We start from the raw sequence: 20,465 nt of genomic DNA on the forward strand, positions 1-20,465 counted from the left end.
GAAAATTACAGGCCGATATTGCGGCGGTGTTGCTCCAGCCGGTCGACGCCGTTCACCTTCTCAATCATGTTGATGGTGTCGATTTCGACCAGCTCCTTACCGTCCATCGTCAGCCGGAAATAGGTGCAGACCACGGAGATTTTCGACTCGGTGTCTTCTCCCTGTTTACCCTCGCCGGTGTCGATTTCTTTCTGACGTCCACGCATGACCACCTCGACGGCCACCGTTTCGCCGGTATCGTCGCGCTGGTAAGAGCCTGCAAAACGAATCGGTACGGAATCCACACCGGTTGCGGCGTAAAGCTCCCAGATAACCGAATCCGGGAAGCCACCGAGCGACCACTCCATTGACAGCGCATCGTCATCAAGGCCGAGGTCTACCGGTGCGCTGCCGTTCATCCCCGCACCGCGATAGTTTTCGAGCTTACGGGTCAGTTTTGGTAGCGTGACGGACTTCGCGACGCCCTGATAGCTGTAGCCGTTCAGAAAGACGTTCATTAACTTGAGTTTGCGCGGCATTGCCATCGGTCAGGCTCCTTAATTGCTGTTAACCGAGGTGACCAGATTTGCCAGGTATTTATCGGTAATACGCTGGCGCAGGGTCAGGTTTTCAAGAGGAGGCACCGGTGTATAGTCGTAGTCGATATACAGTTTTCCGGCCTTGAGGGTTTCCGCATCGTTGGATTCTTCGCTGAACCAGCAGGTCGCATCCACGATATAGCCGTTTGTTTTCAGCTCACGGAATTTGGCATTGATGCCGTCAACGATGTCGCGAATCAGCGTTGCGGTGATGGGCTTGTCCACCGCCCACATGTGCGCCTCAGCCATCGTGTCGGCCATCACCTGCGCGGTGCGGGTGTAGTTTTCAAAGAGGAACAGCGGGTCATCAGAGCAGGTACGGTTACCCCAGAATCGGAAACCGTCGCGGCGAATCAGCGTAGTGACGCCTGACTCGTTAAGCAGGTCAGCATCGGTGCCGGACTCCTGCAAATCCCAGAATACAGATGCGCTGATGCCGGTAACACCGTTTACCCCGACGTTGGACAGCGTTTTATGCCAGCCCTGCTCCTGGTCGATTTTGGCACGCAGCCCCAGTGCACGGGCGGTGGCATACGCGGTGGCGGTGGTACTGGTGACCGTATCCCATGCGAGGAAATCCGGCCAGATGACCATCAGCTCACGCTGGCTGAAATTCTGGCGGTAGGCTTTCACCTCGGAAATGGTTTTACAGCCCCATGCGCTGATATACCCGAAAGCGCGCAGCTTCTGGCAGACTGATGCCAGTGCAACAGCCACCTCTTTGGTGTCCAGTCCCGGCACACCGAGAATACGCGGTTTAACACCGGTTACCGACTCTGCCGCCAGCAGGGCTTTCAGTCCGGTATACTGACCGTTTTCGTCAGTGGTGCCGATAATATTGGAAACGGTCTGCGCGAGTTTCGTTTCTTCGTCGTCGCCGGTGCCGTCTTCCACACGCACGACAACGGTGACCGGTTTTGACTGGTCAGCGATGGCCTGCAGCGACGCCGCCAGCGTGCCTTTTTTACCGGCCTTTGCAATTGCGCTCTGCACATTGGTAATCAGCACAGGTTTATTGAGGGGGAAGGTTTCCGCATCCGCATCGCTGGCCGTGCAGACCATGCCGACAATGGCAGTGGATACAGTGGAAATGACGCGGGTGCCGTCGTTAATCTCCAGCACCTGCACGCCGTGATGATAGTCACTCATCCGTTTAACTCCGTGGTTAATGGGTGCAACTATTTTCTGTTGTGCAGAGCATGAGACGCTATTTGACCTGGCTGGTCAGTGGATGAAACAACAGATAAAGAAAAGGCGAGCAATCAGCCCGCCTGCCTTGATTTGTACTCTCTCAGTTTCCAACTGACAAATTACGTAACCAAAACTCTGTCAAATCTGACAGTCTGCTTTGAGCGAAAAACAGGTATTGAGATACATAATAAATCATCTCAATTTTCAACTTTTCTGCCACTTAACATCTTGAGTAGTAAATAGTACAAAACTATCTACTGCCGAAGGGCTCTAGGAAGTATGGTTTCTGCACAATAAGACTTATATCGGCTCACGGGGAGCCAAAAGATATTCATTGCCTAGAATTTGCAGATGAGGTGGTAATCTGTACTGGGGCGGTACTGCAACAGCTATGTATATTTCCACTGCGGTAATCTGTACCAGCAGGTAGAAGCTGTTATACATCACCGCCCCTGTAGTGCTAATCCGGAGATAGCACTACTCTCATCAAGGCTTGTTCTTCCATAAACCGCAATAGGTGTTAGTTTTAGCCTTAATGTAAAATTAACAATTGATTCAGACGCTTATGTAATTTTGTGGTTCTAAATGTATGATGATCGTAACTCATACGCATATAACTATCTATCTCATCCAGACGCATGTTCTTATTTACAGATATATCAGTTTCATACATCATTTTTAATATACATGTAAAGTCATGACCATTGCATATAGAAAAATGATCTGGCGACATTAATTCTAATTTACGTATTTCATTATATAAATTTTTCGCATTAAAATCCTTATCAGTACGACTCCTGCTAAGCACATGATTTATATATTTGGTTTCATCAACTACAACATCTGTCCTGTTAATACTTACAAAATTCCTGTAATTCATTCCTTTGAAATTAAGATTGCTATGTGTAAGATAATTGTACCATTTGAGAAGTCCGATTTTATAGCATGCACAAAGGATGTTCATCTTTACATCCTGACAGAATATATCGGCCAATTCCCCTTGAATTAATTTTCTATCTGTATGTGACATAATGAATTTATCAACCGCACCACCTTTTACTAACATCATTTCAAGGTCATGAGCATCAGTATAAAAAATCCCCTCGTGATTTATTCCGCTTAACTCATCAAAGTCCGCGTCACATACACCATACACAGCATTATTACCTGCACGACGTAATTGACTAACAGCCAATATTACTTCACGTTTTCCATTTTCAGGTGATTCATAAATGATTCTATTATCAAGCCGATATGCATTGAAAAATCGGATATCTGAAATGCCCTCAACCACAATCAATATACAACGTTGATACATTTCATTTCTGAATAAAAGCATCATACTACTCAACCAATCATCTTCGCGAACAGCATTGCGTAATGACATCATTTACTCGTTTCCTTCTGAAAGCTGTTGGCTTTCATTTCTATTTCTAATCATTTCATATAGATCGTATGTTAATTCCCAATTCTTACTAATTACTTGTGGTGAATGAGTAGCAATAATGACCTTTTCATACTTGTTAATCTTTTGTATTTTTTTGAGAGAATCCAAGAAAGTTTGTTGCCAGGCGACATGTAATGATATTTCTGGCTCGTCTATAAGAATTACTTTTTGTGAAACAAAATCGAAAATCAAATTAAAAAGAAGAACTATTTGGTTCTGTTCACCTGATGAAAGCAAATTACGATCAATAACATCGCCATTGTGACTTTTGAAATAAAATCCGTTATCTCTATCAATCATCACTTTTTTAAAAGCTAAAACCTTTTCTTTCAAAATTGATTCAAATAAATCAATTTTTTGATGTAATGTCTGAAACGGTGACAATTTTCCAAGGGCATCTTCAATATATAGATCCAACACACTTAGATATTCATTGCTACTATAAAAACTTGTGCTTTTTTGAGGCATTAGCTCGTTATCAGCCTGAATAAGGCCATAACGCATATAATGTCGACGTTTATCTTGAATACCATTTAAGCGATCTTGAATATTTTCTGATGAAAATCGTTTTGATTGCTCTAAACGCTCAAATAATCGAATAGGAAATGTAGCGTCTAATTTTTGTGATAATGCAGCGGAATCATCTTGTGCATTTTTCATTAAATATTTTAATTTTCTAGCACATAAGTCAATGACTGTTTCATCAACAGCTTTGACTTGTAATCGATCTGCACATATAAAAGATACGTCTTCTTTCGATGTAATATGACTTAACACATCCGAAGATAATGGTTTATCAGTTCGTAATTTTTGTTTTGGTTTAACATCCCCCCTATGCAAGCTTACATAAAATAATTCTTCCATAATAGATTCATCTGTCTGTAACTTGAGTCTTTCTTCCGTTCTGTTTCCTGAGCTATTATCCAGATGATTCAATATTAAACCATCTTTATTGGTGTCATGAGTAATTGAAACAGAGCCACCTTGAAAATCAATTTTAATAAAATCAAAATTAAGTTTACAGAGAGCATTTAATTCATTTGTAAGAATACTATTGATGATTTTAAGAATCATTGTCTTACCATATCCATTTGGACCAGTAAGCATAGTAATTTCATTGTTATCCAAGGGAATTTCATAATCAAGGAGACCAAATAGTTTTTTTACTTTTAAATGTATCAATTTCATATCAACCTCGCAGACGATGAATTATAACCATTTATTACATGGCGCATATGAAATGCAATATATCATTGTCATGCGTTGCATTTCAAACATATGCCCCAACATCAATGCTAAATCCGTGATTAAAATTAATAAACTCCTGGTTTTTGCAAATAATTTCTTGCCCTAATAGTTTGGAAATACCTCTTTTAAATTTATAGTGAATAATATTACGCCCATTTAGTTCTCTCTTTGCAGAACTGAACATGTCGGGAGCTACTGTGTGGAGAAACACTGAAACGATCGTTAGTGAATATTTGCACACTGGTGATAGTACTAAACAGCCCTTTGGTCATGTCCGAAAAATAGTGACTCGTACAACATGATCGATGTGATAGCATTTATGACAGTGAAACATAACAATCACCTTTGAACATTTTCCATACGTGCATTATACCTATTAAATCTAAACAAAACAAATAGATATAAAATATTCATCCGCGTATCTTCATGCTCTCATATACCACATACGGGAGCCTTAACATCAAGTACTAAGCACGTCGTGAAGCTGTTTCCGTTAAGACGACTTTGCACTACTTGACTGATTAGCCATGCCTGCTTGTCTATCACACATTTAAAGTTTTTCATCGCTAACGTAGTTAGTCCATTCCCTTGAATGGCGTTTTACCAGTCTATATATGACAAATATCGTACTTTTTCCACATTGAGTCCAATTCATTCACCGCTCCCGATTCACCTACAACACCCTCTCAACGACGTTCTCTGTACCTGTAATACCGGCGCAAATTGCGTCGAAAATGTCGTTCTGCATCGCATAAACCTTCATCAGATTTGGCCTACAATGCAGCGAATAGTCTGAAATTAAAAACCGATGATGATGGACTGTACTGTTCATGCAAGTCTGGTCGCTCTGTGCCTCATCAAGGAATGAATAATGATCTTGGCGACGTCTACTCTTGGCACAGAGCGGACTGTCAGATTAGTTTTTACTCTGTGCCATAGATGAGTAATCTCACACCAGATCTAATACAATTTATTGCGGCATTTCCGGCCATTCTATATCCGGAGCATCTTCCGGCTGAACGCGATTCAGTAACACACGGTATTTTTTCCAGTGTGTCAGGCTTAACTTTTCTTCCTCGGTAGCCATATCTAAATCGACAGCATCCTGCAGCGTGGCAATGATTTCACCTGCATATGCAATCTGCTCTTTCTTCTGAGACTCCGCCGCTCTGACAAGCGCATCACGCTCTGCATTCTCATCATTCACCCACGCATTTCCGTTCCATTTCTGATAATCCCCCTCCGGGGAAATGGCTGTCACGTCTGGAGGTAATGCGCCAAGTTCAGAAATATAAATGGCTGCTCCCGTTTTCGTTTCGTAGACAGTCTTTCCGCGATGATCTTCCATCAACTCCCATTTCATTTCATCTGCATTGAAAACGGCTGCATAACCAGCAGGAATATCAGGTGGTGCAATATCTGTACTGTTTGCAGGCAGGCCAGTATACGGCGGAATATATGCATCACTTTCGCCAATAAACTCATTGGTTCCATCAAGTAAATTGAAAACGCGGATAGTTTGTGCTTCTGCACTCATTCTGAAAGCCATTATGCAAGCCTCACAATATAGTTAAATGCGATGTTTTTGACGGTGTTTTCGGTATTACCAGTAGCATTTACGGTAATGGAATGCCCGTGTGAGCCAATAGCAACAGTGTGTGAATGTGCACCAATACCAACAGTATGGTTATGTGCTCCAATGTCGACTGTATGTGCATGATTGCCTGATGAACTTGTAGTCGTAGCACCTTTATCACTTCGCGGAACACCATAATCTGCACCGCCTGATTGCACGCTCACAGCAAAACCGACGGTATGTGTATGATTGCCAGAAGTATTGGTTGATTTTGTGCCGTGGTTAAACGTACTGACTGTTTTTGTCCCGTAATCAAATGAACTGGTCGTTTTCGTTCCTAAGTCCGTATTTGACGCACTGGCGCTGTGAGTATGCGATTTAATCCCGTCCTGTTCCTGTGACAATACGGCACGCCCACTGGCGGGTTTGCCCTTGATTGTCCAGCCGCGCATATCAGGAATAACACCAGAAGGATAGGCAATAGCCAGTTTCGGATATGCAGCCTTATCAAACGTCTGCCCCTGCATGATCGCATAGCCTGCAGGTGGTATATCTGATGGCCACGGCAGCGGAACACCTGGCGGAAACGCTTCAATATTTGCCGAGCCGTCAAATTTTACGCCGTTAATTGTCCTTGGCGTTTTCAGCTTTGTAGCTGTAGCCGCATTGCCGGACAGTTCGCCTGAAATACCGGCGCTGAAGGTTTGTTTCGCCGCCCATGTCTGAGCTTCGTCGATAATTGGCACACGTCTTGTCGTGATCGTGCGGCTTCCCGGATTTCCTGAAATACGCACCATAAAAAAGCGGTAATTCGCTTTACTTACAGTGCTGCGCCATACATGCATTGAGCGCCCCGTACCGGAATCATCACTCGGACCAACTGCGATGTTTATCAGGTTGCCATCAATGACGCCCCAGTCCATACCGTCGGGAATGTTGGTCATGTTATCAAGCCGAACGGTTATCAGACTGCCCGGCACAAAGTCGTGGGTCTGCCAGTCCAGGCTGGTGAGCTTTGCCACTGCACCGCCGATACCCAGATTCAGGGGAAGTGAATACGAGGTGTAGACTTCCCGCCATTCGCTCCACGAGCTGCCGGTATAGACGCGCTCAAACGTGCGACCTTTAAGGGTTGCACCTGTTCCGGCAGTTGTATAACGCTGCCATACGTTAACACCATCAAAGCGCCTCAACACTTCCAGAATACCGAGGACTGTCACGCCGTTTCCGTCCAGTATTGGACCGTTGGTCGCTTTACCTGTAACGCTGTAAATACCTGGTGAAGTCACATCATTCAAATCCCCGTCGTAATAACGACTCTCTGACTGATGACCGACTCTTAACCACGGTTCCCACTGCGGATTTGATGCATCCCAGCTTGCCGCAAGGCAGCGGACATACATATTTCCACGGCGAGTGGTATAACGTTGCGTTCTTCCATAATTCCCGCCTTCGAGGATCTCAAGCGTCCCCTGAGCAAAGCCGCCTTCCTCTGGATAATTGCGTTCATATGAAGCTATAGCCGAGCTACTGTTACGCCATAAACCAAGATGTTCGGCGGCTCCAAGCGTATTCAGGTCTATAGTCGTACTCAAAGGGCGGGTAGCAGATTGAGTGTGACGCCATACGCCCCACGGACCATCAGTGCCATTCCACTTATTGGCGAGTTTACGCATGTATACATTGCCGTCTCTCGTGGTAAAGCGTTGAGTACCTGCAAAATTGCCGGCAGCAAAAACCTCAAGCACACCGACAGCATTATCTTCCGGGAAATTTTTCTCCAGTGTTGCGTTAGTTGAGGTAGCTTTAGACCAGATCCCCAGATAAGCCTTAACGGGACCAAATGTATTCAGGTCGGCATCAACCGGCATTTCGCCATTGTTTTTCATAAACGTCAGGCTGGTAACGCCAACATTGTCCAGAAAAGCTGATTTATCCTGGATATCTGCACCGTTCTGATTTTTCGCCAGACGTGAATTTGCGTTGTCATTTGCTGCCTTGACCGCTTTTGGCGTTGCCGCCAATGACTCACTGGTGCTGTTTGTTGCACTGCTTAACTGAGTAAAACCTTTTTCTGTCAGCGTGGCGTCAGGATGGCGGCGGGACTGCTCATGCTCTGCGATTTTGTCATCGACATAATCCTGCGTCGCCATCACCGTGCTGGCATCAATACTCAGTTCAACGGACGCCACGTTGCTGAGAATAATAACCATGCGGCAGGTCTGCGCACGCCCGGAGCCTTCAGCCAGTTCAGGCTTATAGCTTTCTGCCATGTTAGCGACCGCAATCAGTGTTCCGGCATCGTCATACAGACCAAGTTCACGCATCCAGAAGCCTCCCACTTCTGGCGGTACAACCAGTTCAGCCACGATATAGTTTTTATTCTTGTTATCCACGCTGACTTTATTCAGAGCGTGACGCCAGACCTCATGCATCAGTTTCGTCTGACCGGCATCCGGCACCGGCAATTTGCCATTACCGTCACCCACGGCCATTGCAGACAGGTTTACTTTTTTCCCGCCGGGGACAGTGGCGGCTGCCAGCTTTGCGGCTCCGGCAGTAGTGATAACGGTTTTAAATTTCGTGCTCATTGTTTCTCACTTATCCGGGATAAACAGTAATAACATCACCATCACAGACCACACCGCCTGTATACAGGTAGCCGGGAATGTCCTGGGTAATGTTCAGACCAATAAGGTGACGGCTTGCGGGTTTGGCATCAGCAATCAGTCGCTCCATTTCCAGATACATTTCCTCTGTGATGCCGCTTTCCAGTACACCAATATCGAGCCGGAAGGTGCCGGGCGGGTCATTGTTTTCCCACCACTCCGTCACATTGATGAGATAGCCGAGCGGCTCCACCACACGCCGGATTGCGCCGACAGTGCCTTTATGACAGTGGATGAAACAGGCATCGCGGATAACGGCGCGTTTTGTCGCTTCCGGCCACTTTTCATCCCACCTGTCGACCGAAAACGCCCACGCCAGCCACGGCAGCAGATTTGCCGGACAGGTGTCCGGGTTCCACAGCTCACGAATACTGACCGGCGTTTTTTCAATTTCCGCACAGGCTTTTGCAGCGGCAACTTCAAGCGGTGATGAGCCGGTCGGCAGCAGGCGCGAATCACTCATCCGAGCCTCCGGTCACGACGCGGTATTCGGTACAGAAAGACGCCTGCGTACTGTTGAGCACAATGTCGGCCAGTGGTGCGGCCAGCTCGACACGCTGCACGCCTTCCACATGCAAAGCGGCATAAATGGCAGACAGACGGATGTCGCGCCCCAGCCGGTGCTGTGCCGTGATGTACGCTTCCAGTTTTTTCACGGCAGCAGCGCGGATGGGTTCGCTTTCGGGACCAGGGTAAAGGTAAAGCGTGGCGTTTATCTGGTATTCAACGATGGCGGCAGACTGCACGGTCACGCGGTCGGCCACCGGCCTGACGTCCTCGCCATTAAGGGCGTTACGCACCACAGCCAGCAGGTCTTCGGATGCGACGCCGTTATTTTCACGTGACAGCACAGAGATGGTGACACAGGCAGGAGACGGACTGGTGACAGAAATATCCGCGACACGCCCGTCAGCACTGCGACCATGATACTGATAGGCTCCCACTGACCCGGCGACGCTTAAGCCCTCAAAAGCCTGCTGAATACGCAGACGATAATCGGTGTCAGATTCCATCACTGCCGGTGTCGGCGGAATGGTCGAATCATCTGCCGGGGTGATAGTCAGGCGCGTGGTGTTGTAATTGGCACCAATCACATCAAGGTCATTACCGGCGGCACAGGCCAGCATCACCGCCCGTGCGGCCTCATTCACACGCTGACGCCAGATAAGCTCGCGATAAGCATTTTCCTCCAGCAGTTTGACGAGAGGCTCAGATTCCAGTGTCAGGGTACGGGCGACCGCCTCCTGCTGGTCTTCCGGGTAAAGGGAAATCAGTGTCGCCTTGCGTTCGGCGAGAATGGTTTCAAAGTCCAGCTCCTCGACCACATCCGGTGCGGGTAGCTGGTTCAGGTCGATAATCGGCATGGTTTCAACTCACAGGGATGGTTAACGAAAGTGGCTGGCCGGTGTCGTTGTGCTGGCCGGTTAACGTGACCGTCATTCGCCCGTCAAAACTGCGCGCCGTGGTGACAGATGACAGGGTGACGCGGGGTTCCCATTTCAGTACCGCCATGTAACAGGCGACCTTAATCTGCAACTCAAGCGCCGGGGTCTGCGGCTGGTCAATCATTGACGCCAGCAACGAGCCGTAATCACGACGCATCACCCGTGAGCCGACCGGTGTGCGCAGGATATCGCCGATACTCTGGCTGATATGCTCAAGGTCAGTGACAGTCAGGCCATCACTGCGATTCATTCCGAGATAACGCGCTGTCATAGAGGACTCCCGGTTGTGCCGCCGCTGTCGCCGGGGTGTTTATGGGTATGCAGTACCTTCCCGTTTGATGAGAGTTCACCACCGGTATGTTCAATGTTGCCGCGCATCGTCCCGCCCTTCTGCACTTCCAGCGTGCCGGTAATCAGCCTGTTGGTGCAGACCACCTCCGGTGTGTCCAGGGTGACGCGGGTTGATGCTTTCACCATGACCACCGGCACCGTGGCAGTAACAGAATCAGAAGCCGTCACGCTGGCCGTTTTAATTCCGCTTACCGTCAGAGCACTGGTTTCGGGTTCATACTCAATCACCGCCCCGTCAGGGAAACGGATATGCAGGGCATCCGCCGACGCAGACGGCGGAGGGTTATCGCCGGAATAAATCCCCGGCAGAACGAACGCCGTGTCGAGTTCACCGCCCACGGCCAGAATCAGCACCTGCTCCCCCACGGAAGGTGCCCACCATGTGCGCGAACGTCCTGCGCGATGGGTCAGCCACTGAAGCCAGTCGGTGCACATGCCGCCGGTCTGCACGCGGCAGCGACCGGCGTTAAGGTCGGTTTCGACGATAATGCCGGTGCGAATCATGTTGCGCAGTGCGCGCGCGAGTTCCTGAATATTTGCGAGAGTGTTCATAACGGGAAGGATGCCGCCGGGTCATACCGGCGGCAATGTGACGATGAGGTGTCAGGAATGGCACAACTAACGGTCGAGGTGAGCCAGAATAATCTCTTCAATCATCTGCACATCCTCACCGGTAAAGCCGAGCAGAGGACGCGCCGGATAATCAATTTTCTTACCGTCTTTCCGGGTTTCTTCCGACAGACCGAACTGATGCACACTGGCGATTTTCGGCGACTTCCCGCCGTAAAATTCCATTGATGCCCGTTCCGGGCTGGCGCGGATATGCAAAAAACGACTGGTGATAAGTTTCGCAAACATTTTTCGCTTAACACGACCGGTCTTTTTTCTGGCGCTCTGCTGCTGGCGTGGCGCGTAGGGTGTGCCGTCCGGGGCTTTCTGTGCCATCACCCGACGCTGCTGACTCTGCCGCAGACGCTTCGCCAGCTCTGCACTCAGCCGCCGACGCCCTGACGGTGACAGCGACTCAATAAGTCCGGTCAGCCGGTCTTCAAAACGCTTAAACTCATTCATCCCACTTGCTCACCAGTTCGCCATTGATATAAAGCTCCATCGGGCGGGTGACCGGCTCCGGCGGCGTGGGTTCCGGGATATTCTTCACATGCAGCGCGCCGTCCACCTCACTGACCAGCGTGCGCTCGGTCAGCATCAGGCTGATGCTGATATCAAAGCTGCTGTCATTGTTGATGTCTGCATAAAACGTGAAGCCCTTTTTCTGGCCTTCGTCGGTGGTCATGATGTCGGGCTGATTTTCCCGCAGCCACGCCAGCACCGGCACGATGAGCAGGTCAAAATCACCGGTAAAGTCGGTCACAATCACATTGAGCGTGTAACGCTTTTCGAATGACAACGACGTCGCCAGTGTGGAGGCAATACTCCCGTTATCCACGAATATCCGCAGCATCTCGGGACTGGTTTTCAGCACCGTGACGGCATCAGTCAGCGCCCTGCGCAGGCTGTCGGGTTTGAGCATCGTTTTCGTCCTGACAGTGTTTAATCATTTTTACCTGGCTGGCACAGCGTGCCAGCGCGTTCTCAAGCTGCCGGATATCGGCACTTAAATCGCCGTTCGTCTGCGGGTCACTGCCCGGCATCGGGCAAAGGCTCACTTTCGGGCAGGCGTTGTGGACAATCACTGGCGTCGGTGCAGGCGGGGCGCTGGTGCAACCGGCGCACAGCATCAGGCAGGTCAGCACCGTACCAGCGGCGAAAATCTTCGTTTTCATTCAGTAACCTCGTGATGGTTTTCTCGCGCTGTGCTTCACGCTTCGCGGCGTTTTCCAGTTCCTGACGCAGTGCCACCTGCGCCAGCTCGTTTTTGTCTGCCCTGGTGAGTGCAACATGAAGCTGGTTTTTCAGCATGGTGATGGTCGCCTGCTGTTCACTGGCGACGTTGTTTGCCCTGTCCAGCGAAGCGCGCAGGCTGGCATTTTTGTGTTTCACCAGAAACAGACCCGCCACCGCCAGTGATAACAACACAACCAGCACAATCATCAGCTTTGACATGGTTCCCGCCCCTCAAAACGCTGACGGCAGGCCGTACGTATCAGCCGGAAGAACACCGATGCCACGAGATAAATCAGCGCGGTAAAAATCCACCCGGTAGCGACCAGCGAGCTAAACGTCGCCACCACCACTACCAGAACCGCCGCCCGTCTGCGCCACGGCACCGGCTGCAAAAACAGCGACGTGACAATCTTCACGGCCAGCGATTCCGGCGGCAGCTCCCGCCCGTAGCGTTCCAGTACATACTCAGTGGCATACACGCCGACACCACCGGAAACCACACAGATAACCGTCGCCAGAATCGCCCAGGCAGCGACAAAATTGACGGCCACGCTCTGCGGGTAAATCAGTGACAGTGCCAGCATCAGCGCCAGCGACACGTTCAGCATCAGTGAAAGGGATAATTTCTTCATGGTGTTTACTCCGTTTAAGCCGGTACGCCGCCAGCGGTACGCCAGACGGTGACCAGTTTTTCCAGTGAATGCTCACGCTGACCGTAACCGGCACCCGGCAGGGACGCCCAGATATTGCGACAGCGTGAAATGGCGCGCTCAATGCGTCCCGCCCGGATGTCATCCAGTGCACCGCGTTCGCGGATCAACTGAATGGCGAGTCTGTCCTGTGACAACGGACTGAAATCAGGCAGGGCAAGCTGTTTGCGGTAGTGCGGCCAGAACAGGTAAAGCTGCTGATAGCGACCGGAGGCCGTGGATTTTTCACCGCGACGGTTAAACACCTTCGCCGGTCGGCCATGCGCGAACGGGTGGTCACTGTAGTCGGTGAAAATTTCCGGCTTCCCGTCCAGTCCGGTGACTATCACGTCATAGCCCCGGTTTTTCGTCAGCGGATGATTCGCCGTCCCTTCGGACACGGCCAGCATGTCGAGAAAGGCGGCGATATTCTGATGCGTGTTAATTACCGGCATTACGGTTTCCCCCTGCCCTTAAAACGGCGCTGAATGGCAATCTCAATCACCTGATAACCGGCGATACCCAGCATGGAGCCGATGCCGCACACCGCAGGCAGTGACAGGTCAGGGAACTGCACCAGAACAACACCGGCAACCATCGAGACAAAACCACCGAGCAACATGCGCCCGATAAACAGACGCGGGGTGATGGGTTCACCACCGGCAAGCACCTTGCCGACAACAATCAGCACCCCAATCATGAAAAGCGACAGGACGCTTTTTTCTTCTGCTGTCATGCGTTACTCCCACAGATTGACAGTTTCAGCCACGGGCGCGGTCTGAACGTCGGGCAGTTCGACGGCGGTGCCGTGTGGCAGCACCGCACCCAGTTCAGCCAGTCCCGGATTTGCGGCGAGCACGGCTTCGACCACGCCCTCAGTGCGCCCGTAATACCGGACACAGATGGCGTCGAGCGTGTCGCCCTGTAGCGCAAAGGTCTTCATCAGATTTGACTCACGATGCAGCGCGGCTTGTCCTGGATACGCGCCACCGCCCAGCGCATATCCCGCCACAGCTCATCAATGGCGCTGTCAATGCTGTCGGCCTTCTTGTCGCCTTTCGCACTGGCATCCACGCCGCGGTAACGCTCATAAAGCGACGCGGTCGCCATCGCACACACGGCGCGCTCGTAGTAAAAAACCTTGATGCTTTCACCGTCGATGTCGTCCGCCGGGACGTCCGCCAGACGCGTAAAACCGGCGGCAATTTTCTGTTCGCGGTACTCGTACAGCTCCGCATTCGTCTCTGCCATGCCTGACTTGATGGCCTCACGCAGACGGGCGGGGGCGACGGTCTGCTCAAGGCGCATACGTTCCCGGACGCGCTTCGGGTCGATATCGGGAAAAAAGAACGTGTTTTTAATCACCGGCTCGTCGCCTGCCGGTTGCGGGATGACCACCGTACCCTCACCGGACACGGGAGCCTCCTTTCGCGGAATAATCAGCGTCATCATGACTACCTCTGAAAAGTCGGGCGGTGGACGCCGGTGCAGTGTCAGGTGATTCACCCTCACTGACCGGCGTGCCGCCCTGGCGCGGGGCGCATTCGGTTGTTAACTGGCTTTCTTTTTCGGGCGTCCACGTTTTGCCGGTGTCACGCTCCGGGTCTTACGCGGGGCGCGGGTGGCCGCTTTGGGTTGCGGCTCCGGCTTCGGTTTCAGCTCCCGCTCCAGTCGTTCAATCTCTTTTTTGACGCCTGCCTGACAGTCGAGCTGTGTCGCACGTTGCAGGTGAGCCAGCGCACCGGCGGCATCACCACCGTCACGCAGAAACAGACCGGTGATTTTGTGCAGCTTTGCGCGCACTTCATCAGGCATGTCAGCAGCGGCAGTCAGTTCAAGGGTCTCCGTCAGCAGGCGGGTATCCACAGACTCACCGGCCGCGTGGGCGCGCATGGCCGCAAGCGCCACCTCCTCGGTGAACATGTACGGCGGGGTGCGGCGGTGTTTACCCGGCATGGTCAGACCGTATTTCAGGGCATAACGGGCAATCTCCAGCGCACCGGCAATATCGCCGGTATCCAGACGCCACAGCATGACCGTCATCAGAATGTCATCCTGTGCGCCTTTGCCCTGCTCCAGCACGCCGTTCACCCACGGCAACCAGAACGGCAGCAGTTCGCGCTTTTTCGCGGCCTTCAGCTCTTTTGAATAAATCGCTTTCAGTGTGCGCTGGTCTGCGGCGAGCTTAACCAGCATCTGCTCATAGACAGTTGCATGTCGCAGCGGGGCGGCTTCCCGCTGCGCGGTCATCGCTGCCGAGACCCGCATCATGTGGCGCTGTGCGGGACTCGTCATCGGTTACGCTCCCGGCTCTGCGGTCGCTTTAGCCGGTGTGGAGAAATCACCGACCTTAATTTTTTCCACCAGACAACCGGCGGCGTAGTCTTCCACCACGTAATCAATGTTCATTGACTCGTAGTTCTCCACGCGGTCGAGTTTCGGGTTTTCCACAATCACGCGGCGATGGCTGTCATCCATGTAGTAGATGGACAGGTTTTCCAGCTTCGTAATGAGCATCGCATCCGCCGGGAAGTACGGGACGCGTACCGCCGGCAGGTTACCGATGCGTTTCTGGCTGATGATGACGTCAGCGGCCAGCATTTCGCTGTTGTCCTGCTCTTTGTTGACGATGGGGAAATACTTGTCCGCCAGTAGCTGACGCCCCACAATCACCACAAGGTCAGGGTCTTCCTGATACCAAGGTTCAATCAGGTTGTTGGTCGCATCCATCACCAGTGCATCGAGGCTTACATAATCACCGCCCTTACCCACGCGGATAACCTCAGAGGTGGTGCGGCCTTCCTCGTCAGTGACCTTGCTCATCACGCGCGCCGGGGCTTCATTGCGGTATTTCTGCAGCCAGCCGACCGCCACATCCTGCAGCATCGGATTGCTGCTGCGGTCAGAGGTTTCGGCACGCTTCACGCCGTTAAAACCGGCCATGATGAAATCAAGGGACTGGCGTTTGATAATGGCGTTACGGACACGAAGCTGGAAATCCTGATAACGCGCCCACAGGTCCAGCGTTTTGTAGCGGATATAAAAATCGAAGTTAATCTGGTCGCATTCGTACTTGTTTGACGCCAGCTTCGAGAAGTCCTTCGGCTGACGCTCGGTGCCACCGGCGGTGTCGGTGGTGCTGGCGATGGAGCCGGTGACACCAATACCAATTTTTTCCCCTTTCATTTCGCTGACCGGCACAATGTTGATGCGGGTCAGAAAGTCAGAGGACTCCTGCATGGTGTTCATCAGGGTCTGGGTGACCGACGGTTCAACGGTGAATTTTTTCGACACATCACCGGCGTCGATGCCGTTCAGTTCGGCAACACGGGACAGGTAGGCATTAAATTTAAAGCGGGTTTCCTGGCGCATAGTTTTTCCTGAAATTAAGGGTTAATCGTGAAGGTTTTTCCCGGACTGACTGACGCCGGTCAGCAGTTCGTCATCAGGGCGTCACCGCCACCACCGGTGGCCTTGCTGCGGCGCTGCTGGGTCAGACTTTCGGTGTGGTCGAGACTGTTTTTCAGGCGGGTGAATGCCTGGCTGGTTTCATCCGCCCTGTCAGTCACCTCCTGCTTAAGTGCGGAAAAGGCGGTTTCCATCTCAGCGAGGCGCTGCTCAGTGGCGCTCAGTTTTTCCTGCACATGTTCAGCAACAGCGGTCACCGCTTCATGCACGTCATTCAGACGGGCATCATCGCTGGCCTGTTTGCGGCCAAAAATGGACTTCACCTTTTCGGTCAGGGCGGTGAACACGGTTTCAGGCAGGTCTTCAAATTCCAGCTCAACAGGCGTTGCCACTGAAATCAGGTTTTCAGGGCTTAATTTGAAGCGGTTCAGGGGGTTGTGTTTTGCCGTGCGGCAGAATTCCAGGTATTCCGTACCGAGGCTTGCCGGGTCATCGGTGACGGCCAGACCCACCAGATAACATTTGCCGGTGTTGGCAAAGTTCGGCTGAATTTCCATTGAGGTGTAGACCTTCTGCGCGGCCTTGTTCATCGCGATAAGGTCATCGGTCGGGGTGATTTTCGCAAACAGCGCCCATTTGCCTTTCAGCGCCGAATCATCGTCAATCTTTTCGGCCTTCAGTTCGGCCACATCGCCATAACGCTTAAAAATACCGTCAGGCAGGATGCCGCGCAGATGTTCCAGGTTAATGCGGCAACCATAGACTCGCGGGTCAAAGGTTTCGGCCATTTCCTGAATATCCTGCGCACTGATGACACGCCCGTCACAGGTGTCACCCTCAACGCCGATACGAAAGAATTTTGAGACTTTTTTTGCCATTGTCAGGAGTCCTGAATAGTGATTAGAGGAGTCACATGTCGGCATCAGTTTCCCGACGATGCGCATCCTCCGCCATCAGTCCCGGATGGCTTATCACTGACACAACAGCACCTTAGCGAATCGCGGGGCGCGACTCAGTAGCCTTGCCGTGTATTCATCACGGCGAGGCATTCATGACCATCACCACAGACACCACTCTTTTACACGACCCGCGTCGTCAGGCGGCGCTGCTGTACTGGCAGGGGTTTTCCGTGCCGCAGATTGCCGCCATGTTGCAGATGAAACGTCCGACGGTGCAGAGCTGGAAACAGCGCGACGGCTGGGACAGCGTTGCCCCCATCAGCCGTGTCGAAATGAGTCTGGAAGCGCGACTGACCCAGCTCATCATCAAACCGCAGAAAACCGGCGGTGACTTCAAGGAAATTGACCTGCTGGGACGCCAGATTGAACGACTGGCACGGGTAAACCGCTACAGTCAGACCGGCAACGAGGCAGACCTTAATCCGAACGTCGCTAACCGCAACAAAGGCGGGCGTCGCAAACCGAAAAAGAATTTTTTCAGTGACGAAGCCATCGAAAAGCTGGAGCAGATTTTCTTTGAGCAGTCTTTCGACTATCAGTTGCACTGGTATCGCGCCGGGCTTGAGCACCGCATCCGCGATATCCTGAAATCCCGCCAGATTGGCGCGACGTTTTATTTTTCCCGCGAGGCGCTGCTGCGCGCCCTGAAAACCGGTCATAACCAGATTTTTCTGTCGGCCAGTAAAACGCAGGCGTATGTGTTCCGCGAATACATCATCGCCTTTGCCCGGCTGGTTGACGTTGACCTGACCGGTGACCCGATTGTCCTGGGCAATAACGGCGCAAAACTGATTTTTCTCGGCACCAACTCCAACACCGCACAGAGCCATAACGGCGACCTGTACGTCGACGAGATTTTCTGGATCCCGAATTTTCAGGTACTGCGTAAGGTGGCATCAGGTATGGCCTCACAGAGTCACCTGCGCTCGACCTATTTCTCCACCCCGTCCACGCTGGCGCACGACGCCTACCCGTTCTGGTCGGGTGAACTGTTCAACCGGGGACGCGCCAGCGCCGCCGAACGCGTGGAAATCGACGTCAGTCATAACGCCCTTGCCGGAGGTCTTCTCTGTGCGGACGGCCAGTGGCGGCAGATTGTCACCATTGAGGACGCCCTGAAAGGCGGCTGCACGCTGTTCGACATTGAGCAGCTCAAACGTGAAAACAGCGCCGACGATTTTAAAAACCTGTTCATGTGTGAATTTGTTGACGACAAGGCGTCGGTGTTCCCGTTCGAGGAGCTGCAACGCTGCATGGTCGACACGCTGGAAGAATGGGAAGACTATGCGCCGTTTGCCGCCAATCCGTTCGGCTCCCGCCCGGTATGGATTGGTTACGACCCGTCACACCGTGGCGACAGCGCCGGATGCGTGGTACTGGCACCGCCGGTGGTGGCCGGTGGCAAATTCAGAATACTTGAGCGTCACCAGTGGAAAGGCATGGACTTTGCCACCCAGGCGGAATCCATCCGCAAACTCACCGAGAAATACAACGTCGAATACATCGGTATTGATGCCACCGGCCTCGGTGTCGGCGTGTTCCAGCTCGTGCGCTCGTTCTATCCCGCCGCACGCGACATCCGCTACACGCCGGAAATGAAAACCGCAATGGTGCTCAAGGCAAAAGACGTTATCCGCCGTGGCTGTCTGGAATATGACGTCAGCGCCACCGACATCACCAGCTCGTTTATGGCTATCCGCAAGACCATGACCAGCAGCGGACGCAGCGCCACCTATGAGGCCAGCCGCAGCGAGGAAGCCAGCCACGCCGACCTCGCCTGGGCGACCATGCACGCCCTGTTAAATGAGCCACTCACCGCCGGTATCAGCACCCCGCTGACATCCACCATTCTGGAGTTTTACTGATGAGCAAGAAAAAAGGGAAAACACCGCAACCTGCGGCAAAAAAAATGACCGCCAGCGCCCCGAAAATGGAAGCATTCACCTTTGGTGAGCCGGTGCCGGTACTCGACCGCCGTGACATTCTGGATTACGTCGAGTGCATCAGTAACGGCAGATGGTATGAGCCACCGGTCAGCTTTACTGGTCTGGCAAAAAGCCTGCGTGCTGCCGTGCATCACAGCTCACCAATTTACGTCAAACGCAATATTCTGGCCTCGACATTTATCCCGCATCCGTGGCTTTCTCAGCAGGATTTCAGCCGCTTTGTGCTGGATTTTCTGGTGTTCGGTAATGCGTTTCTGGAAAAGCGTTACAGCACTACCGGTAAGGTCATCAGACTGGAAACCTCACCGGCAAAATATACCCGCCGTGGGGTGGAGGAGGATGTTTACTGGTGGGTGCCGTCCTTCAACGAGCCGACACCTTTCACGCCCGGCTCCGTGTTTCACCTGCTGGAGCCGGATATTAATCAGGAGCTGTACGGCCTGCCGGAATATCTCAGCGCCCTTAACTCTGCCTGGCTGAATGAGTCGGCCACGCTGTTCCGCCGCAAGTATTACGAAAACGGCGCACATGCCGGATACATCATGTACGTCACTGATGCCGTGCAGGATCGCAACGATATCGAAATGCTTCGCGAAAACATGGTGAAGTCGAAAGGCCGCAACAACTTTAAAAACCTGTTTCTCTACGCCCCACAGGGAAAAGCCGACGGTATTAAAATTATCCCGCTCAGTGAAGTGGCAACGAAGGACGATTTTTTTAATATCAAAAAAGCCAGCGCCGCTGACCTGCTGGACGCGCACCGCATCCCTTTTCAGTTGATGGGCGGCAAGCCGGAGAACGTCGGGTCGCTGGGCGATATTGAGAAAGTGGCAAAGGTCTTTGTCCGCAATGAGCTTATCCCGCTACAGGACAGGATTCGGGAAATAAACGGCTGGCTCGGCCAGGAGGTCATCCGCTTTAAAAACTACTCACTGGAGACTGACAACGGCTGAACATCGCCGCCTGCGGGCGGCTTTTTTACACCCCGCCATCACGCCCTCACACGTTCGCCACTGTACAAAACACCCCGCAGACACACCAACGCCCCAGCAGGCCGACTAAACGCCATCACGACGCGCTCAGACGCTGAAAAAATAAAATCAGCACCACCGC

The 20,465-nt window shown here is 51.9% G+C and carries 23 protein-coding genes and 3 pseudogenes; 2 read left to right on the forward strand and 24 right to left on the reverse strand.

Translation table 11 applies throughout. From position 1 onward, the window contains the following. Positions 1 to 5 precede the first annotated feature (5 nt). From BEG40_RS06915 to BEG40_RS07020, 24 genes and pseudogenes are all read right to left on the reverse strand, one after another. Entirely contained in the window at positions 6 to 524 is a 519-nt protein-coding gene (locus BEG40_RS06915; RefSeq protein ID WP_001251412.1) for a phage major tail tube protein, read from the reverse strand. A 12-nt stretch (positions 525 to 536) separates the two neighbouring features. Next, positions 537 to 1,727: a phage tail sheath protein gene (locus BEG40_RS06920; RefSeq protein WP_001286719.1), complete on the reverse strand. Its 1,191-nt coding sequence runs from the start codon at positions 1,725 to 1,727 to the stop codon at positions 537 to 539. Between the two features lie 574 nt (positions 1,728 to 2,301). Next, complete coding sequence (locus tag BEG40_RS06925) at positions 2,302 to 3,159, reverse strand: DUF4435 domain-containing protein (protein ID WP_105285128.1); 858 nt, start codon at positions 3,157 to 3,159, stop codon at positions 2,302 to 2,304. Next, entirely contained in the window at positions 3,160 to 4,404 is a 1,245-nt protein-coding gene (locus BEG40_RS06930; protein WP_001531543.1) for an AAA family ATPase, read from the reverse strand. A gap of 1,030 nt (positions 4,405 to 5,434) precedes the next feature. Beyond that, complete coding sequence (locus BEG40_RS06935) at positions 5,435 to 6,013, reverse strand: tail fiber assembly protein (RefSeq protein ID WP_032190069.1); 579 nt, start codon at positions 6,011 to 6,013, stop codon at positions 5,435 to 5,437. After that, positions 6,013 to 6,210 (reverse strand): annotated as a pseudogene (locus tag BEG40_RS22325) (phage tail protein); the annotation flags it as partial. The gene BEG40_RS06935 and the pseudogene BEG40_RS22325, both read right to left, overlap by 1 nt. 125 nt (positions 6,211 to 6,335) lie before the next feature. Then, positions 6,336 to 6,633 (reverse strand): annotated as a pseudogene (locus BEG40_RS22330) (phage tail protein); the annotation flags it as partial. 1,425 nt (positions 6,634 to 8,058) lie between these two features. Further along, a pseudogene (locus BEG40_RS22335) lies at positions 8,059 to 8,631 on the reverse strand (phage tail protein); the annotation flags it as partial. Between the two features lie 10 nt (positions 8,632 to 8,641). Further along, entirely contained in the window at positions 8,642 to 9,172 is a 531-nt protein-coding gene (locus BEG40_RS06945; protein WP_105285130.1) for a phage tail protein I, read from the reverse strand. Continuing rightward, positions 9,165 to 10,073 carry a baseplate assembly protein gene (locus tag BEG40_RS06950; protein WP_001121497.1) on the reverse strand — a complete coding sequence of 303 codons (909 nt, stop codon included), beginning with the start codon at positions 10,071 to 10,073 and terminating at the stop codon, positions 9,165 to 9,167. Before BEG40_RS06950 ends, BEG40_RS06945 begins: the two co-directional genes overlap by 8 nt. Positions 10,074 to 10,077: 4 nt before the next feature. After that, positions 10,078 to 10,425, reverse strand: a complete 348-nt coding sequence (locus BEG40_RS06955) for a GPW/gp25 family protein (RefSeq protein WP_000127163.1) — start codon at positions 10,423 to 10,425, stop codon at positions 10,078 to 10,080. Beyond that, positions 10,422 to 11,057 carry a phage baseplate assembly protein V gene (locus BEG40_RS06960; protein ID WP_020233499.1) on the reverse strand — a complete coding sequence of 212 codons (636 nt, stop codon included), beginning with the start codon at positions 11,055 to 11,057 and terminating at the stop codon, positions 10,422 to 10,424. Before BEG40_RS06960 ends, BEG40_RS06955 begins: the two co-directional genes overlap by 4 nt. A 66-nt stretch (positions 11,058 to 11,123) precedes the next feature. Then, positions 11,124 to 11,576, reverse strand: a complete 453-nt coding sequence (locus BEG40_RS06965; RefSeq protein ID WP_105285131.1) for a phage virion morphogenesis protein — start codon at positions 11,574 to 11,576, stop codon at positions 11,124 to 11,126. Further along, entirely contained in the window at positions 11,569 to 12,036 is a 468-nt protein-coding gene (locus tag BEG40_RS06970) for a phage tail protein (RefSeq protein WP_000917189.1), read from the reverse strand. Before BEG40_RS06970 ends, BEG40_RS06965 begins: the two co-directional genes overlap by 8 nt. Continuing rightward, positions 11,999 to 12,244 carry an Rz1-like lysis system protein LysC gene (gene lysC / locus BEG40_RS22050; RefSeq protein WP_229460413.1) on the reverse strand — a complete coding sequence of 82 codons (246 nt, stop codon included), beginning with the start codon at positions 12,242 to 12,244 and terminating at the stop codon, positions 11,999 to 12,001. The genes BEG40_RS06970 and lysC overlap by 38 nt, the downstream gene beginning before the upstream one ends. Beyond that, positions 12,144 to 12,569: an Rz-like lysis system protein LysB gene (lysB, locus tag BEG40_RS06980; protein WP_089646147.1), complete on the reverse strand. Its 426-nt coding sequence runs from the start codon at positions 12,567 to 12,569 to the stop codon at positions 12,144 to 12,146. Before lysB ends, lysC begins: the two co-directional genes overlap by 101 nt. Continuing rightward, complete coding sequence (locus tag BEG40_RS06985) at positions 12,557 to 12,982, reverse strand: DNZ54_00345 family protein (protein WP_001597982.1); 426 nt, start codon at positions 12,980 to 12,982, stop codon at positions 12,557 to 12,559. Before BEG40_RS06985 ends, lysB begins: the two co-directional genes overlap by 13 nt. A gap of 14 nt (positions 12,983 to 12,996) precedes the next feature. Next, on the reverse strand, positions 12,997 to 13,494 hold the full coding sequence (locus tag BEG40_RS06990; RefSeq protein WP_001144101.1) for a glycoside hydrolase family 24 protein: 498 nt from the start codon (positions 13,492 to 13,494) through the stop codon (positions 12,997 to 12,999). Then, positions 13,494 to 13,775: a phage holin family protein gene (locus BEG40_RS06995; protein ID WP_000123123.1), complete on the reverse strand. Its 282-nt coding sequence runs from the start codon at positions 13,773 to 13,775 to the stop codon at positions 13,494 to 13,496. Before BEG40_RS06995 ends, BEG40_RS06990 begins: the two co-directional genes overlap by 1 nt. Before the next feature lie 3 nt (positions 13,776 to 13,778). Continuing rightward, complete coding sequence (locus tag BEG40_RS07000) at positions 13,779 to 13,982, reverse strand: tail protein X (RefSeq protein WP_000846399.1); 204 nt, start codon at positions 13,980 to 13,982, stop codon at positions 13,779 to 13,781. Then, on the reverse strand, positions 13,982 to 14,491 hold the full coding sequence (locus BEG40_RS07005) for a head completion/stabilization protein (protein ID WP_105285132.1): 510 nt from the start codon (positions 14,489 to 14,491) through the stop codon (positions 13,982 to 13,984). The genes BEG40_RS07000 and BEG40_RS07005 overlap by 1 nt, the downstream gene beginning before the upstream one ends. A gap of 99 nt (positions 14,492 to 14,590) precedes the next feature. After that, positions 14,591 to 15,334, reverse strand: a complete 744-nt coding sequence (locus BEG40_RS07010) for a phage terminase small subunit (RefSeq protein WP_000203454.1) — start codon at positions 15,332 to 15,334, stop codon at positions 14,591 to 14,593. A gap of 3 nt (positions 15,335 to 15,337) precedes the next feature. After that, positions 15,338 to 16,411, reverse strand: coding sequence for a phage major capsid protein, P2 family (locus BEG40_RS07015; protein ID WP_065749817.1), 1,074 nt, complete (start codon positions 16,409 to 16,411; stop codon positions 15,338 to 15,340). Positions 16,412 to 16,470: 59 nt separating this feature from the next. After that, the gene (locus BEG40_RS07020; protein WP_001085953.1) at positions 16,471 to 17,325 is read right to left on the reverse strand and encodes a GPO family capsid scaffolding protein; all 855 of its coding nucleotides are present in this window, start codon (positions 17,323 to 17,325) and stop codon (positions 16,471 to 16,473) included. Between the two features lie 173 nt (positions 17,326 to 17,498). Between BEG40_RS07020 and BEG40_RS07025 the strand changes: the two genes are divergently transcribed. Both BEG40_RS07025 and BEG40_RS07030 read left to right on the forward strand, forming a co-directional pair. Beyond that, on the forward strand, positions 17,499 to 19,271 hold the full coding sequence (locus BEG40_RS07025) for a terminase ATPase subunit family protein (RefSeq protein WP_000156861.1): 1,773 nt from the start codon (positions 17,499 to 17,501) through the stop codon (positions 19,269 to 19,271). Then, positions 19,271 to 20,305 (forward strand): phage portal protein, encoded by a 1,035-nt coding sequence (locus BEG40_RS07030; RefSeq protein ID WP_105285133.1) that lies wholly within the window; start codon positions 19,271 to 19,273, stop codon positions 20,303 to 20,305. Before BEG40_RS07025 ends, BEG40_RS07030 begins: the two co-directional genes overlap by 1 nt. Positions 20,306 to 20,465 lie beyond the last annotated feature (160 nt).

Source organism: Escherichia sp. MOD1-EC5495 (assembly GCF_002965965.1).
Taxonomy (GTDB): domain Bacteria; phylum Pseudomonadota; class Gammaproteobacteria; order Enterobacterales; family Enterobacteriaceae; genus Escherichia; species Escherichia ruysiae.